Annotated in this window: 15 protein-coding genes; 10 read left to right on the forward strand and 5 right to left on the reverse strand. The window is 60.4% G+C overall.

Translation table 11 applies throughout. The features are described 5' to 3' along the window. The first annotated feature begins 49 nt into the window (after positions 1-49). Positions 50-163, forward strand: coding sequence for a hypothetical protein (locus tag ABLV04_RS24730; protein WP_032428640.1), 114 nt, complete (start codon positions 50-52; stop codon positions 161-163). On the opposite strand, the gene ybbP is transcribed toward ABLV04_RS24730, so the two are convergent. Beyond that, entirely contained in the window at positions 140-2,554 is a 2,415-nt protein-coding gene (gene ybbP, locus ABLV04_RS24735) for a putative ABC transporter permease subunit YbbP (protein WP_147733624.1), read from the reverse strand. The genes ABLV04_RS24730 and ybbP overlap by 24 nt on opposite strands. Further along, positions 2,551-3,237, reverse strand: a complete 687-nt coding sequence (ybbA, locus tag ABLV04_RS24740; RefSeq protein ID WP_032454210.1) for a putative ABC transporter ATP-binding protein YbbA — start codon at positions 3,235-3,237, stop codon at positions 2,551-2,553. Before ybbA ends, ybbP begins: the two co-directional genes overlap by 4 nt. On the opposite strand from ybbA, the gene tesA reads away from it, so the two are divergent. From tesA to ABLV04_RS24755, 3 genes are read left to right on the forward strand one after another with little or no spacing between them, the layout of a single operon-like run. Further along, entirely contained in the window at positions 3,208-3,831 is a 624-nt protein-coding gene (gene tesA / locus ABLV04_RS24745; RefSeq protein ID WP_050533146.1) for a multifunctional acyl-CoA thioesterase I/protease I/lysophospholipase L1, read from the forward strand. The two genes, ybbA and tesA, sit on opposite strands and share 30 nt — an antisense overlap. Further along, positions 3,821-4,630 (forward strand): SDR family oxidoreductase, encoded by an 810-nt coding sequence (locus ABLV04_RS24750; RefSeq protein WP_072096484.1) that lies wholly within the window; start codon positions 3,821-3,823, stop codon positions 4,628-4,630. The genes tesA and ABLV04_RS24750 overlap by 11 nt, the downstream gene beginning before the upstream one ends. A gap of 58 nt (positions 4,631-4,688) precedes the next feature. After that, positions 4,689-5,543, forward strand: coding sequence for a co-chaperone YbbN (locus ABLV04_RS24755; protein WP_023288662.1), 855 nt, complete (start codon positions 4,689-4,691; stop codon positions 5,541-5,543). A gap of 106 nt (positions 5,544-5,649) precedes the next feature. Here the strand turns inward: ABLV04_RS24755 and fetB are convergent, their stop codons facing one another. Together fetB and fetA are read right to left on the reverse strand one after the other, a co-directional pair. Further along, entirely contained in the window at positions 5,650-6,432 is a 783-nt protein-coding gene (gene fetB, locus ABLV04_RS24760; protein WP_004204721.1) for an iron export ABC transporter permease subunit FetB, read from the reverse strand. Further along, positions 6,419-7,096 carry an iron ABC transporter ATP-binding protein FetA gene (gene fetA, locus ABLV04_RS24765; protein WP_023288661.1) on the reverse strand — a complete coding sequence of 226 codons (678 nt, stop codon included), beginning with the start codon at positions 7,094-7,096 and terminating at the stop codon, positions 6,419-6,421. The genes fetB and fetA overlap by 14 nt, the downstream gene beginning before the upstream one ends. Positions 7,097-7,236: 140 nt before the next feature. Between fetA and ABLV04_RS24770 the strand changes: the two genes are divergently transcribed. Genes ABLV04_RS24770 through ABLV04_RS24785 form a run of 4 tightly spaced genes read left to right on the forward strand, consistent with a single transcriptional unit; the run spans position 7,237 to position 11,485 of the window. Further along, on the forward strand, positions 7,237-8,154 hold the full coding sequence (locus ABLV04_RS24770; protein ID WP_004204723.1) for an SPFH domain-containing protein: 918 nt from the start codon (positions 7,237-7,239) through the stop codon (positions 8,152-8,154). Further along, positions 8,151-8,609 (forward strand): NfeD family protein, encoded by a 459-nt coding sequence (locus tag ABLV04_RS24775; protein ID WP_348816260.1) that lies wholly within the window; start codon positions 8,151-8,153, stop codon positions 8,607-8,609. The genes ABLV04_RS24770 and ABLV04_RS24775 overlap by 4 nt, the downstream gene beginning before the upstream one ends. A 21-nt stretch (positions 8,610-8,630) precedes the next feature. After that, entirely contained in the window at positions 8,631-10,799 is a 2,169-nt protein-coding gene (locus tag ABLV04_RS24780; protein WP_147733621.1) for a hypothetical protein, read from the forward strand. Beyond that, positions 10,769-11,485, forward strand: a complete 717-nt coding sequence (locus ABLV04_RS24785) for a DUF3142 domain-containing protein (protein ID WP_048334205.1) — start codon at positions 10,769-10,771, stop codon at positions 11,483-11,485. Before ABLV04_RS24780 ends, ABLV04_RS24785 begins: the two co-directional genes overlap by 31 nt. Here ABLV04_RS24785 and cueR read toward each other — a convergent pair. Beyond that, entirely contained in the window at positions 11,482-11,892 is a 411-nt protein-coding gene (cueR, locus tag ABLV04_RS24790) for a Cu(I)-responsive transcriptional regulator (RefSeq protein ID WP_004204725.1), read from the reverse strand. The two genes, ABLV04_RS24785 and cueR, sit on opposite strands and share 4 nt — an antisense overlap. A gap of 106 nt (positions 11,893-11,998) precedes the next feature. Here cueR and copA point away from each other — a divergent pair, with 106 nt between their 5' ends. Both copA and ABLV04_RS24800 read left to right on the forward strand, forming a co-directional pair. After that, positions 11,999-14,500 (forward strand): copper-exporting P-type ATPase CopA, encoded by a 2,502-nt coding sequence (gene copA, locus ABLV04_RS24795; RefSeq protein WP_180266067.1) that lies wholly within the window; start codon positions 11,999-12,001, stop codon positions 14,498-14,500. Between the two features lie 130 nt (positions 14,501-14,630). Beyond that, positions 14,631-15,425, forward strand: coding sequence for a TraB/GumN family protein (locus ABLV04_RS24800; protein WP_023288658.1), 795 nt, complete (start codon positions 14,631-14,633; stop codon positions 15,423-15,425). Positions 15,426-15,571: the final 146 nt, after the last annotated feature.

Below are 15,571 nucleotides of genomic sequence, written 5' to 3' on the forward strand. Positions count from 1 at the left end.
AATATTAACCGCGAATCAGCACAGCGTGTTGCTGGGTTTTTAATGTTTTGTGCGCTTAAAAATCAATGGTTTATCAATTTGTGCGCTTAAAATAAAAGCGCCGCCAAAAACGGCGGCGCATCATCAACATGTAATATTCTTACTGGCTAAACTGACGGAATAGCGCTTTCCCTTTTAATAAACGCAGCCCCAGCCCGCCGCCGCACAGGGATAACAACACCGCTCCCGTCATCGGCAGCATCACCCACAGCCGCCAGTCCGGCGCCCAGGGAAAATCAAAGACTTTGGTCTGCAGCATCGCCAGCGCCACTTCGGCGCCTATCGCCGCCACCAGGCCGGAGACCAGCCCCAACAGGGCAAACTCCGCCCACAGCGTGCCGCGCAGCAGCGATTTCCCGGCCCCCAGCGTGCGCCAGACCACCAGCTCCTGATGACGCTGACGCATACCGACCTGCACCTGCGCCAGCAACAGCAGCACGCCGCAGGCCGTCACCAGGCCCACCATCACCTCCAGCGCCCGGCTGACCTGGGAGAGCACCTGGCCGACCTGGCGCAGGATAGCGCCAATATCCAGCAGACTGACGGTGGGAAACTCGCGGTTCAGCTGGGTCAACATCGCAGGACCGTTATCCCAGCGGAAGCTGGTGAGCCAGCTCTGCGGCTGCCCGTCCAGCGCCCCGGTGGGGAAAATAAAGAAGAAGTTTGGCCGCAGGCTCTCCCAGTCGACTTTGCGCACGCTGCTCACCTTCGCGCTGAACTCCTGCGTATCGCCGTTAAAGGTCACCGTATCGCCGATTGTCACTCCCAATCGCTGCGCCAGCCCCTCCTCAATCGATACCTCGCCCTGCTTCGGCGGCCAGCTGCCGGCCACCAGCGGATTATGATCCGGACGCTGTTCGCTCCAGGTGAGATTAAGCTCGCGATTCAGCGCTTCGTCTTTATTCCCGTCCGTGGACTGGCCGTTGATCTGCGTCAGACGAGCCCGGACGATCGGATAGAATTCCGCCGCCCGCGTCTGATGTTCGGCGAGGAAGGTCTTCACCGGCATTATCTGCTCAGGGGCGATATTGATCAGGAAGTAGTTCGGGCTCTCCGGGGGCAGCTGCTGCTGCCAGCGGTCGAGCAGATCGCCGCGCAGCACCAGCAGGAGCGCCAGCAGCATAAACGACAGGGAAAACGCCGCCAGCTGGCTGAGGGTCGACCAAGGCTGGCGCAGCAGGCGATTCACCGCCAGACGCAGCGGCAAGGCTCTGAGCGTCAGGCGTTTGAGCAGCCACAGCAATCCCCAACCCACCAGGCCGCACAGCAACGCCAGCACCACCGCCCCGGCCAGCACTGACCACAGCAGCGGACTGCCGCCCATCAGCCACGCCAGCAGGCCCACCACCACGGCGCTGACCGTCGGGATCCAGATTTTTAACGGCCAGACGCTGGCCACCACGTCCTGGCGCAGCACTCGCAGCGGCAGGGTCGCCAGCAGCAGCCGATACGGCCGCAGGCCCACCAGCAGGGAAATCACGCCGGTCGCGCCCACCGCCCACAGCCACGGCCAGCCGCTGGCCGGCGGGAGCGCGGCGGGAAGAACCGGTTTGAGCACCAGCAGCAGCAGGCGCTCCAGCGCCAGCCCCGCCACCCCGCCGGTTATCACCGACAGCGCCAGCAGCAGCAGCCACTGACCGACAATCAGCTTGCGCAGCTGCGCCCGTCCGGCGCCCAGCGTCTTGAGTATGGCGACCAGATCGTAGCGGCTGCGGCAGTAGTGGCCCATCGCCACGGCCACCGCCGCGACGGCCAGCAGCAGCGTCAACAGCGCGGATAACAACAGGAATTGCTGCGAGCGTTCGAGGGATTTGCCCAGCGCGCTGTCGTCCTGTTCAAGACCAATCCAGCGATGCTCCGGGCCGAGTTTCGGCAGCAGCCACTGCTCATAACGGGCCAGCTGTTCAGCGTCGCCGGCGAACTTATATCGCCATGCGACGCGACTACCGGGCTGCACGGCGCCGGTCTTTGCCACGTCGGCCATATTCATCATCAGCCGCGGCGCCATCTGGAAGGGGTTAAACCCCGCATCCGGCTCCTGAATCACTTCCCCGGCAATGCGCAGCGTGGCGTCGCCAACGTCAATCGTATCGCCGGTTTTCAGGTTCAGCAGCGCCATCAACCTTGGCGCCAGCAGGACGCTGCCCGCCCGGGGCTTCAGCCCCGGCGGCTGCGTCTCGAGAGTGCCATACAGCGGATAGCGGTCATCCACTGCCTTGACGTCCGCCAGCTGCGGCGTATCGCCCGCAAAGGTCATGGTGGCGAAGCTCAGCTGTTCGCCGACGCTCAGCCCTGACTTCCGCGCTTGCGCGATCCACTCAGCGGGCACCTCGCGCGAACTGCGCAACGTCCGGTCGCCCGCCATAAACTCACGGCTTTGCTGGCTGAGACCTTTCTCCATTCGATCGCTTATCGACCCCAGGGCCAGCACGCAGGCCACGGCGAGGCTTAACGCCAGCCAGACGATCAGCAGCGACGGCGAGCACCATTCGCGCCAGAACCAGCGGGCGATCATGCTTCCTCCCGCAGCTGGCCATCCACCAGGCGCAGACGGCGGTCGCAGCGCGCCGCCAGCAGCGGATCGTGAGTGACGAGGATCAGGGTGGTGCCGTGTTCGCGATTAAGCGAGAACAGCAGATCGGCAATTTTGTCCCCGGTCTGGCGATCGAGGTTGCCGGTGGGCTCATCGGCGAACAGAATGGCCGGACGCCCATTGAAGGCCCGGGCCAGCGCCACCCGCTGCTGTTCGCCGCCGGAGAGCTGCGCCGGCAGGTGGTGCAGGCGTTTGCCAAGCCCCAGCTGCTCAAGCAGCGCCCGGGCATCGCCCCGGCTCTGGCTATCGCTGGCGCCGCGCAGCAGCGCCGGCAGCTCGACGTTCTCCAGGGCGTTGAGCGTTGGGATCAGCATAAACGACTGAAATACAAAACCGACGTGCTGCGCCCGCAGCGCCGCCCGCGCCTCCTCATCCATCCGATGCAGCGGTTTGCCCAGCATCGATACTTCCCCGCTGCTGCCATCGTCCAGGCCGGCGAGGATCGCCAACAGGGTCGATTTACCAGAGCCCGACTCGCCGATCAGGGCGATGGTCTGCCGCGGTTTGACAACCAGCTCAACTCCGGTAAGGATGGTGAGCTGATGCTCCCCCTGACCGACGGACTTCTTAAGATGATGAACTTCAAGTATGTTTTCCGCTGGCATGTGCCTTTCCTGTTTTTGTTCCTGTTTACCTGCCGCGCGATGGCGGCGGACACACTGCTGATCCTCGGCGACAGCCTGAGCGCTGGCTATCGGATGGCGGCCAACGCCGCGTGGCCTGCGCTGCTCAATGAGAAGTGGCAGGCGAAAACGCCGGTGGTGAACGCCAGCATCAGCGGCGATACCTCCCAGCAGGGACTGGCCCGTCTGCCAGCGCTGCTTAAGCAGCATCAGCCGCGCTGGGTGCTGGTTGAGCTCGGCGGCAACGACGGGCTGCGCGGCTTTCCGCCGCAGCAGACCGAGCAGACGCTGCGCACCATCATTCAGACGATCAAAGCGGCCAACGCCGAGCCGCTGCTGATGCAAATTCACCTGCCGGCGAACTATGGCCGCCGCTATAATGAAGCCTTCGGCGCGATTTACCCGGCCCTGGCCAAAGAGTTCGCTATTCCTCTCCTGCCCTTTTTTATGGAGGAGGTGTATCTGAAACCCCAGTGGATGCAGGACGACGGCATTCACCCGAATCGCGACGCGCAGCCGTTTATCGCCGACTGGATGGCGAACCGGCTGGCTCCCTTAGTTAATCATGACTCCTGAACGCCAGGGGTCGCTGACAGGTAAAGTTATGCAAAAAACGGTTTTAGTGACAGGCTGTTCCAGCGGAATTGGTCTGGAAAGCGCGCTGGATTTAACCCGCGAGGGCTTTCGCGTGCTGGCAGCCTGCCGCAAAGCGGAGGATGTGGCGCGGATGCAGGAGCTGGGGCTAACCGGTATTTTGCTCGATCTGGACGACCCGCAGAGCGTGGAGCGCGCGGCGGCGGAGGTGATTGCGCTGACCGATAATCGTCTCTACGGCCTGTTCAATAACGCCGGATACGGCGTCTATGGCCCGCTGAACACCATCAGCCGCCAGCAGATGGAACAGCAGTTTTCCGCCAACTTTTTTGGCGCCCATCAGCTCACCATGCTGCTGCTGCCGGCGATGACCCCGCACGGCGAAGGGCGCATCGTGATGACCTCCTCGGTGATGGGGCTTATCGCCAGCCCCGGCCGCGGGGCCTACGCCGCCAGCAAATATGCCCTTGAGGCATGGTCCGATGCGCTGCGCATGGAGCTGCGCCACAGCGGTATTCAGGTCAGCCTGATTGAACCGGGCCCGATCCGCACCCGCTTTACCGATAACGTCAACCAGACGCAAAGCGACAAGCCCGTTGAAAACCCGGGCATCGCCGCCCGTTTTACCCTCGGGCCGGAGGCGGTGGTGGAAAAAGTGCGCCACGCTTTTACCAGCGATAAGCCGAAGCTGCGCTACCCGGTCACCCTGGTCACCCACGCGGTGGCGCTGCTCAAACGCCTGCTGCCAGCCCGCGCGATGGACAAAATTATCCACGGCTGAGTTGAAGCGCGGAATGCCGCCCCCATGTAAAACAGAAATCGACTAACGAGAAATGCCCATGTCCGAACAGAATATTGTCAACATTAGCGAAGCGAACCTGCAGCAGACGCTACAGCAGTCTATGAACGTCCCGGTGCTGTTTTACTTCTGGTCTGCCCGCAGCCAGCACTGCGAACAGCTGACCCCGGTTCTTGAGCGTCTGGCCGCGCAATACAATGGCCAGTTTACGCTGGCGAAGGTCGATTGCGACGCTGAGCAGATGCTCGCTTCACAGTTTGGTCTGCGCGCCATCCCTACGGTTTATCTGTTCCAGAACGGCCAGCCGGTGGACGGTTTTGAAGGCCCGCAGCCGGAAGAAGCGATCCGCGCCCTGCTGGATAAAGTCCTGCCCCGCGAAGAGGAGCTGAAAGCTCAGCAGGCGCTGGCCCTGATGCAGGAAGAAAAATACGCCGATGCCCTGCCGCTGCTGAAGGAAGCCTGGCAGCTGTCGAATCAGGAGAGCCAGATTGGCCTGCTGCTGGCGGAAACGCTGATTGCCCTGCACCGTTCCGATGAAGCGGAAAGCGTGCTGAAAACCATCCCGCTGCAGGATCAGGATACCCACTATCAGGGTCTGGTGGCGCAGATTGAGCTGCTCAAACAGGCCGCCGACACGCCGGAAATCCAGCAGCTGCAGCAGCAGGTGGAACAGAATCCGGAGGATGCGCTGCTGGCCTCCCAGCTGGCACTACAGCTGCATCAGGTCGGGCGTAACGAAGAAGCGCTGGCGCTGCTGTTCAGCCATCTGCAGAAGGATTTAGGCGCCGGCGACGGCCAGGCGCGCAAGATGCTGCAGGAGATCCTCGCCGCCCTCGGTACCGGCGATGCGCTGGCCGCCAAATACCGCCGTCAGCTCTATTCGCTGCTGTACTAATTCGTTGCCTGCCCCGGATAGCGCTGCGCTATCCGGGCTATGCGAACGAGGCGCAACGCAGCCTTAGTAACCCGGGTGAGGCGTGAACGCCGCAACCCGGGATCGTTCACGGGCGTTTTTTCAGCTGCGTCACCACCAGCTGATGGCGGGCGTTGAAGAACTTCCGGTAGGTCAGATAGCCGGCGATAATCGTCGACAGGCTGGCGGTCGACAGCAGCATAAAAGTTACCATGATCTGGTACTTAATCGCCTTCACCGGGTCAATACCGGCAAAAATTAGTCCCGACATCATCCCTGGCAAACTCACCAGGCCGACCGTTTTCGCTGAATCGACGGTGGGAATCAATGACGCGCGGATGCTGTCGCGGATCAGCCGCGCCGAGGCCATCTTCGGCGTCGCGCCGAGGCTGAGCTTCTCCTGAATCTGCTGCTGCTCGCTGCTGAAGCGCTGGCCCATATTGTTGTAGCACAGCCCCACCGCCACCATGGCGTTCCCGGCCACCATCCCGGCAATCGGGATCACTTGCATCGGCACGAAGGCTATCGAGCCGGAGAACACCAGCACCGCCAGCGTCAGCCCAGCGCCGGTGGTGATGGCGATAAATGACGAGACAAACGCCTTATCGATATATTTACTGCGCTTTTTGGCATTCCACGCCGCGTTAAAGCAGATAAACAGCACCATCAACAGCGTCAGAACCGCATGGTTGACGTTAAAGATATATTTCAGCACATAGCCGACGATAATCAGCTGCACGATCGCCCGGCAGATGCTCCAGAGAATATCTTTTTCCAGCGCCAGCTTTTCCCGATAGCTCACCAGAATAGCGATCAGCACCAGCACCATCGACAGCGCCAGCGATTCGTTTGTAATGTTATGCCCGTTCATGCTGTGCCTCCTGCATGTTTCCGCCGGCAGGTTGCAGCGTAATTACTTCATCGGCATGCGAAATTTCATTGCGATCGTGGGTGACCCATAGAACAGCGACCTGTTTTTCCGTCGCGTAGCCATGAATAATGTCATTCACATTCTGTTTATTACTGTCATCCAGCGCGCTGGTAATTTCGTCCAGCAGCAGCACGCGCGGCAGAAATTGTAAATTGCGAATCAGCGATACGCGCTGCTTTTCACCGCCCGACAGTTCGTTAATCGATTTTTCCAGCATATTTTCGCCAAGACCAAAGCGCTGCAGATCGGCCACCAGCGCCTGCGGATCCGGTTGTTTATTACGGATCTGCCACGGAAAAATCAGGTTATCGTAAACCGAATCCCCGAACAGCGCCGGCGTCTGCGCACAATAAGAGACCTGCTGGCGATACCTTTCCGGCGACAGCGTCGCGACATCGGCATCATCGAAAAACAGACGTCCGGAGGTCGGGCTGAGCAGCGAGGCGATAATTTTCAGCAAGGTGCTTTTCCCGCAGCCGGAAGGCCCGGTAATCAACTTGAATTCCCCGGGTCTGAGCTGAAGGTTGATATTATGTAAAATAACTGCGTCGTCGGTCTTAAATCCCACATCCTCGAGACGCAAAAGCGCGTTATTTTCCTTCATGAGTCTTCCTGATTATTTTCTGAAACACCGCTAGTTTACCCCACTTTCCTTTCTCCAGGATGAGGAGAAAGATATACTCAATTTAAACATGCGCTATTTCCTTGTAGCGCCCCACCAGGCAACAAGACAGGAGGTTTTTGATGCTGATTTTTATTCCTATCCTTATTTTCGTCGCGCTGGTCATTGTGGCCGCGGCGGTGAAAATCGTCCCGCAGGGCTACCAGTGGACGGTGGAGCGCTTCGGGCGTTTTACCCAGACGCTGCAGCCGGGATTAAGCTTAGTCGTGCCGTTTATGGACCGCATCGGCCGCAAAGTGAACATGATGGAGCAGGTGCTCGACATCCCGTCACAGGAGGTGATCTCCCGGGATAACGCCAACGTCACTATCGACGCCGTTTGCTTTATTCAGGTGGTTGACGCGCCAAAGGCCGCCTACGAGGTCAGCAACCTTGAGCAGGCGATCGTCAACCTGACGATGACCAACATCCGTACCGTGCTCGGCTCGATGGAGCTGGACGAAATGCTCTCCCAGCGCGACAGCATTAACACCCGTCTGCTGCATATCGTTGACGACGCCACCAACCCGTGGGGGGTGAAAATCACCCGCGTCGAAATTCGCGACGTTCGCCCACCGGCGGAGCTTATCGCCTCGATGAACGCCCAGATGAAAGCCGAACGAACCAAGCGCGCTTATATTCTCGAGGCCGAAGGGGTGCGTCAGGCGGAAATACTGAAAGCGGAAGGGGAAAAGCAGTCGCAGATCCTCAAGGCGGAGGGCGAGCGGCAGTCCGCGTTCCTGCAGGCGGAGGCCCGCGAGCGCTCCGCTGAAGCGGAAGCCCGCGCCACCCAGATGGTCTCCTCGGCGATCGCCTCAGGCGATATTCAGGCGATCAACTACTTCGTGGCGCAGAAATACACCGATGCGCTGCAGCAGATTGGCGCCGCCAACAACAGTAAAGTGGTGCTGATGCCGCTGGATGCCAGCAGCCTGATGGGATCGATCGCCGGGATCAGCGAGCTGATCAAAGAAGGCGCTGGCGATCGGAAAAAATCATGATCGACATGATCCTCGCCCACCCCCATCTGTTCTGGCTTAGCCTCGGCGGGCTGCTGCTGGCGGCCGAGATGCTGGGCGGCAGCGGATACCTGCTATGGAGCGGCGTCGCCGGCGTGGTGACCGGCGCCCTGACCTGGCTCCTGCCGCTGAGCTGGGAATGGCAAGGCACGCTGTTTGCCGTCCTCACTCTGCTGGCGGCGTGGCTGTGGCCGAAGTGGCTGCGCAAGCGCGTCAAACTGCAGCGTCCTGCCGATGCTCAACTCAACCAGCGCGGGCTACAGCTGATTGGCCGCCGTCTGACGCTGGATACCCCGCTGGTAAACGGCCGCGGCCACGTGCGCGTGGGCGACAGCTCCTGGCCGGTAATTGCTGACGAAGACCTCGCCGCGGGCAGCAAGGTCGAAGTGGTCGCCGTCGAAGGGATTACGCTCCATATTAGAGTCGTTTCACGATAATCATTTCACAGGACATCCGTTATGGTCAGGAAGACAACCTTTAATCTTACACTGTGCGCTCTGCTGGTGGCGGCCCCTCAGGCGTTTGCTTCTTCTGATATCGAAGATTGCTCCTGGAGCGACACGCTGTGTCTGCTAAAAGGCGACCCTGTATTGACGCCGGGAAACGACTCGCGCGACAACCTGCTGCGCCTGCTGAGCGAAGAGAAATCTTTCGCCCTGCCCGTTCAGAACATTCCCGCCGATGTCAGCCGCTCACGCGAGGTTTACTTCGCTTATCATCCTGAGTGGGATAGCGCGCCGCCGCCTGCCGCACCGCCTGCGCAAAGCGAAGACGAAACCTTTACCCGACAAATGGCGGCGCTGAATATCGATCCCGCACAGGTGATGCCAGCCGATTCGGCTGAACGGCTGGGAACCTCCGACGATGAACTGGAAAACCGCTTTGTCAGCAACACCCTTGCCGCCGTCAGCCAGTTCAACACCGCCCTGCTGGCCGCCCCCTCTGTGACGCCACAGCAGCGTCATGACCTGGCGCTGGCGCGGTTGAAACTGTTTTATGGCGCCAATATCACCGCAGTCCTTGATATTCTCAATAGCTTCCCGGCAGATACGGACGCCGACTTATTCGCTTATTACCTTTCCGGCATCGCCCACTTCTATGGCGGCAATTTCACCGCCGCGACCCAGGATTTCACCTTGTTGCTGGAAAGTAAGCAACCCTGGCTGGCCGAGACCGCGCAATATATGCTGATGCGCACGGCGCTCAACAAGAGTAGCCAGAACAGCGTTGGGCAGTACGGCGATTTTGATATCGCACGCATCAATCGTGAAGATGCCGCCCTGGCGCAAAAAGAGGCGCAAACTTACTTGCAGCGCTGGCCAACAGGGGTGTATGCCGATTCCGCGCGCAACATGTTGCGCCGCATTAACTGGTATCTGCAGGCGTGGCCGCAGTTGGCTGGTCTCTATGAACAGGCCTTCCAGCAGGCGAGCGATGCCGGAGAACTGCGTCGTCTGGTGAGTGAATATGATAATGTCTTCGGCATGCCGTTCTACGATCAACCCGTTCAGACGGCATTCCCCGATGCGCCGCAGGTTAGTTATGTCGAGCTTCTGCGCGCCCTGCGCCTGAATGCCGATAGTAAACCGGCCTTAACCCAGGCGCAGCTGGACGCCAGCAAAGCGGCGTTTGAGAAGAGCGGAAAGCTGCCGCTGTGGCGCAATCTACAGCTGCAGCTATGGAACGTGACGGGCAACGATGCCGCCATCCTGCAGGCGGTCACGCCGGCGAAAACGCTGCCGGCGCACGATATTCTCGCCTTCAGCGAACAGGTCCTCTACGGCGAAGCGCTAATGGCGCAAAAGCAGTGGCCGGCAGCGGTCGATTTTTGGCGGCAACTGCTCCAACTCAGCCAGGACCGCGAACAGCAACAGTTTATCCAGGCGAAGCTTGCTGCAACGCTGGTCTACAGCGGTAACGCTGCGGCAATCTTTGCCGCCGATAGCCCGGTGACCAACCTGCGCTTTCGCTCCCGCGTGCTGAAAACCCAGGCCTCGCCTGAATTGCTACGCCAGCAGGCCGTCAGTGGCCCCAATAATGAAGAGCGTACCATCGCTCTGCACACGCTGCTGGTGCGGGATCTCACCGAGAATCGCTTTGGCGACTGGCTGAAAGACAAAACGCTCGCCAGCGCCATTACCCAACCGGTTATCAGCGAGGCCTTTAACGACGTCAACCTGAGTAGCTTCGACTGGAACGGCAAGGCGACTGAAGCAGGTTATGCCTGTCGGAGCCTTGATGATACGGTCGCTGTACTGAGTAAAAACGCCGATGATGCCCATGCGCTTAACTGCCTCGGCGAGTTCTTCCGCACCACCCAAACGCATGTCGATCTGTGGAAAGATGCCGCCGGCAACGATGTACTGGAGGACGCCATCGATCGCCAGCAGCCTCTGGGGCAATACGATCGCCAGAGCTATTACCAGCAGATTATCACCTCGCCGAAAGCGGAGCCGGAAGACAAAAGCTATGCGCTGTACCGGGCGATCCTCTGTTACGCCCCCTCCGGTAGCAACGAGTGCGGCGGCGAAGATGTCGATAAGCTGCAGCGCAAAGGCTGGTTCACACAGTTGAAAACGCAATATCCGGGAAGCCAGTGGGCGCAAAAACTCAAATACTATTGGTAATCGCGCTACTGGTCGGGTACGCGCAGGCGGCAGAGCGCGTTGATGCGTGCCAGCATTCCGCTTTCTGGCTGTGGTCCGGGGTGAAGGCCAGTGACGAACTGCGAAATGCGCAAACGGTCTACCTGCATCAGGGCGAGGTGTTCAAGCAAGCGGGCGAGGTGGTATTTCAACGCCTCGGCCTACCGGTGAGCCGCCTGACATTTCCCTCAATCTGGCTTACCGTTCGCTTTACCACACTTGATGTGCCGCCGACGATTGTGCCGCGCATTGTGCGCCTGATGCAACGTTGGCAGACGGCGGGCAATCAGGTGGTTGGCTTGCAAATTGATTTTGACGCCGGCACTTATCAGCTCGCCGATTACGCCCGCTTTTTACGCCAACTGCGCCAACAGCTGCCGCCCGAATTCGCGCTGGGGGTAACTGGCCTGCTGGACTGGGCCAAAACCGGCGATATTGCCACGCTCAATGCGCTGGCGGTTGATGAACTGGTGGTACAAAGCTACCAGGGACGGCGCACGGTGGCGAATTATCAGGATTATCTGCCCGCGCTCAGCCGATTGCGTATCCCGTTCAAGCTCGGACTGGTCCAAAACGGTAGGCGCGACAAACTGGCGGAAACCCAGTTGCAACGCTCCCCTTACTATCGCGGTACGGTGGTCTTTATGCTCAACCCAGCCCGGCATTAAGCCTGCGCCTTGCGATGACAACAGCCGGAAAGATTATCGATAATCGGGCACTCCGCGCTGTCGTCGCCGGGGCAGGATTCAGCCAGCGCCAGCAGGTGCGCGCGCATATTTTGCAGCTCGCGGATATGGTTCTCGATATCCGCCACTTTCTCCAGCGTGCGTTTTTTCACATCGGCGCTGTGCCGTGACGGGTCGTTGAATAGCGCCACCAGCTCGCGGCACTCTTCCAGATTAAACCCCACCTGCCGCGCCTGGCGCAGCAGCGTCAGCTCATCGAGATGCTGCTGACCGTAGGTGCGGTAGCCGTTTTCGCTCCGCAACGGCGGCGTCACCAGCCCCTTCTCTTCGTAAAAACGAATCGCTTTGCTGGTTAAGCCGGTTTTTTTCGCCACATCGCTGATATTCATTTTTTCTCCTTGACCTTCCCCTTGCTGGAAGGTTTAACCTTCTTAATACTCGATGAAAGAGTGGTTCTGGTCAATCGTTGACCGGAAAATTATTCAGGAGTTATTTATGTCTAACACTATCGACCTGACGCTGGATGGCCTCTCCTGCGGCCACTGCGTTAAACGCGTGAAAGAGAGTCTGGAGCAGCGTCCTGACGTTGAGCAAGCGGAAGTCACCCTCACTGAAGCCCATGTGACGGGCAGCGCCAGCGCACAAGCGCTGATTGAAACCGTTAAACAAGCCGGATACGGCGCGGAGCTCAGCCACCCAAAGGCTAAACCGCTGGCAGAATCATCAATCCCGTCGGAAGCACTGACAGCGGCCACTCCTGAGCTTCCGGCAGCCCATGACGAAGATGACAGTCAACAGCTGCTGATCAACGGCATGAGCTGCGCCAGCTGCGTCTCCCGGGTACAGAACGCGCTTGCCGCGGTGCCGGGCGTCTCACAGGCGCGGGTTAACCTGGCGGAACGCACGGCGCTGGTGATGGGCAGTGCGTCCGCCGCAGAATTAGTGCAGGCGGTGGAGAAAGCGGGCTACGGCGCGGAGGCGATCGAGGACGATCTGGAACGCCGCGAACGGCAGCAGGAAACCGCCATCGCCACCATGAAACGTTTTCGCTGGCAGGCGATTGTCGCCCTGCTGGTCGGCGTGCCGGTGATGGTCTGGGGCATGATCGGCGATAACATGATGGTCAGCGACGACAACCGTTCGCTGTGGCTGGTCATCGGCCTCGTCACCCTGGCGGTAATGGTCTTCGCCGGCGGCCACTTCTACCGCAGCGCGTGGAAAAGCCTGAAAAACGGCACCGCCACCATGGATACGCTGGTGGCGCTCGGTACCGGCGTCGCCTGGCTGTACTCGATGAGCGTCAACCTGTGGCCACAGTGGTTCCCGATGGAAGCCCGCCATCTCTATTACGAAGCCAGCGCAATGATTATCGGTCTGATTAACCTCGGCCATATGCTGGAGGCCCGCGCCCGCCAGCGCTCCTCAAAAGCGCTGGAAAAACTGCTCGACCTGACGCCGCCTTCGGCGCGGGTCGTCACGCCCGAGGGCGAGAAAGAACTGCCGCTCGCTGAAGTTCAGGCCGGCATGACGCTGCGCCTGACGACCGGCGACCGCGTCCCGGTCGACGGCGTGATAAGCCAGGGGGAAGCCTGGTTTGATGAAGCGATGCTCACCGGCGAACCGGTACCGCAGCAAAAAGGCGATGGCGACGCCATTCACGCCGGCACCGTAGTGCAGGACGGCAGCGTGCTGTTCACCGCCAGCGCCGTCGGCAGCCAGACCACGCTGGCGCGTATTATCCGCATGGTGCGCCAGGCGCAGAGCAGCAAGCCGGAGATCGGCCAGCTGGCGGATAAAATCTCCGCGGTGTTTGTCCCGGCGGTGGTCGCCATTGCGCTGATTAGCGCTGCGATCTGGTACTTCTTCGGCCCGGCGCCGCAGATCGTCTATACCCTGGTGATCGCCACCACGGTACTGATTATCGCCTGTCCGTGCGCCTTAGGCCTGGCGACGCCGATGTCGATTATCTCCGGCGTTGGCCGGGCGGCGGAGTACGGCGTACTGGTGCGCGACGCCGATGCTCTGCAGCGCGCCAGTGAACTCGACACCCTGGTATTCGATAAAACCGGCACCCTGACCGAAGGCAAGCCGCAGGTGGTGGCGGTGAAAACTTTCGCAGACGTTGATGAGATGACCGCGCTGCGTCTTGCCGCCGCGCTCGAGCAGGGTTCAAGCCATCCGCTGGCGCGAGCGATCCTTGATAAAGCCGGAGACAGCCCGTTGCCGGAAGTGAGCGGCTTCCGCACCCTGCGCGGCCTGGGCGTCAGCGGCGAAGCGGAAGGCCATCGCCTGCTGCTCGGTAACCAGGCGCTGCTCAACGAGCAACATATCGCCACCGGCGATATAGAAAGCGAGATGATGGCGCAGGCCTCGCGCGGGGCTACGCCGGTGCTGCTGGCGGTAGATGGTCAGGCGGCCGCGCTGTTCGCCATCCGTGACCCGCTACGCGAAGACAGCGTCGACGCTCTGGCGCGCCTGCATCGTCAGGGCTACCGCCTGGTGATGCTCACCGGGGATAACCCCACTACCGCGAATGCTATCGCCAAAGAAGCCGGCATTGATGAGGTGATTGCCGGCGTGCTGCCGGACGGTAAAGCCGACGCCATTAAGCGTCTGCAGAGCCAGGGGCACAAAGTGGCGATGGTGGGCGATGGGATTAACGACGCCCCGGCGCTGGCGCAGGCGGATGTCGGGATCGCCATGGGCGGCGGCAGCGATGTCGCCATTGAAACGGCGGCGATTACCCTGATGCGCCATAGTCTTCACGGCGTGGCCGATGCGCTGGCGATTTCGAAGGCGACCTTACGCAATATGAAGCAGAACCTGCTGGGGGCCTTTGTCTACAACTCGCTGGGCATCCCGATTGCCGCCGGGATCCTCTGGCCGCTGACCGGCACGCTACTCAATCCGGTGGTCGCCGGCGCGGCGATGGCGCTGTCGTCGATTACCGTGGTGAGTAACGCTAACCGCCTGCTGCGCTTTAAACCAAAAGCGTAAGCGCTGTCCAGGAAAGCGGGCGCTGACAGGGTCGGCGCCCGCTTTTTTACCGGGACAAGAAAAGCCCGCCGGAAGGGTGACGTGTATCACCATATGCGCTAGCATGAATGCCTCACACTTCGGAGCGCGTATGGGCCTGTTAAACCGGATAAAAATGCTGTGGCGAGCCGCCGTCGGCTCGTCTTATTCCTGGCCTGCGATGGATATCGTCCTGCCCGGCGAACGCTATCTGCACCTCGTCGGCAGCATCCATATGGGCACCCGCGATATGGCGCCGCCGCCAGCGAAGCTGCTGAAAAAAATACGCCAGGCCGATGCGTTAATCGTTGAGGCCGATATCAGCGGCAATGAAACCCCGTTTAGCCATCTCCCCGCTTATCCGCCGCTGGCAGAGCGCCTGAGCGACGCGCAGCTGAGCGAGCTACAGACGCGAGCCGGTGAACTCGGCCTGTCGGTCGCGCTATTCGATAGCCAGCCGCTGTGGCAGGTGGCGATGGTTCTGCAGGCCACCCAGGCGCAGAAGCTGGGGCTGCGGCCGGATTACGGTATCGATTATCAGTTGCTGATGGCCGCCCGCGAGAGCAACATAGCGGTGATGGAGCTGGAAGGCGCCGACAGCCAGATCGCGCTGCTGCGCGACCTGCCCGATGGCGGAATGGCGCTGCTGGAGGATACGCTGACCCACTGGCGCACCAACGCCCGTTTACTGCAGGTCATGATCGGCTGGTGGCTGGAGCAACCGCCGTCGCGCGGCGCGGTATCGCTGCCGACGACCTTCAGCCAGTCTTTATATGATGTGCTGATGCACCAGCGCAATCTCGCCTGGCGCGAGACGCTGCTGGCCCTGCCGCCGGGCCGCTACGTGGTCGCCGTCGGCGCGCTGCATCTGTATGGCGAAGGGAATCTGCCGGATATGCTGACATAAAAAAATGGCCAATATTGCTATTGGCCCGTCAAAGAGGAATTTCATCATTATTATTATCCCGGGATTTGCATCCCGGATCGTCTGATTGTCGCTCAAAGTGACCATCACTGCCAACACTATTGCGCAAGATGGTACTATTTTTTAGA

The organism is Klebsiella sp. JN_Kp127 (assembly GCF_040062505.1).
GTDB classification, from domain to species: Bacteria; Pseudomonadota; Gammaproteobacteria; order Enterobacterales; family Enterobacteriaceae; genus Klebsiella; species Klebsiella quasipneumoniae.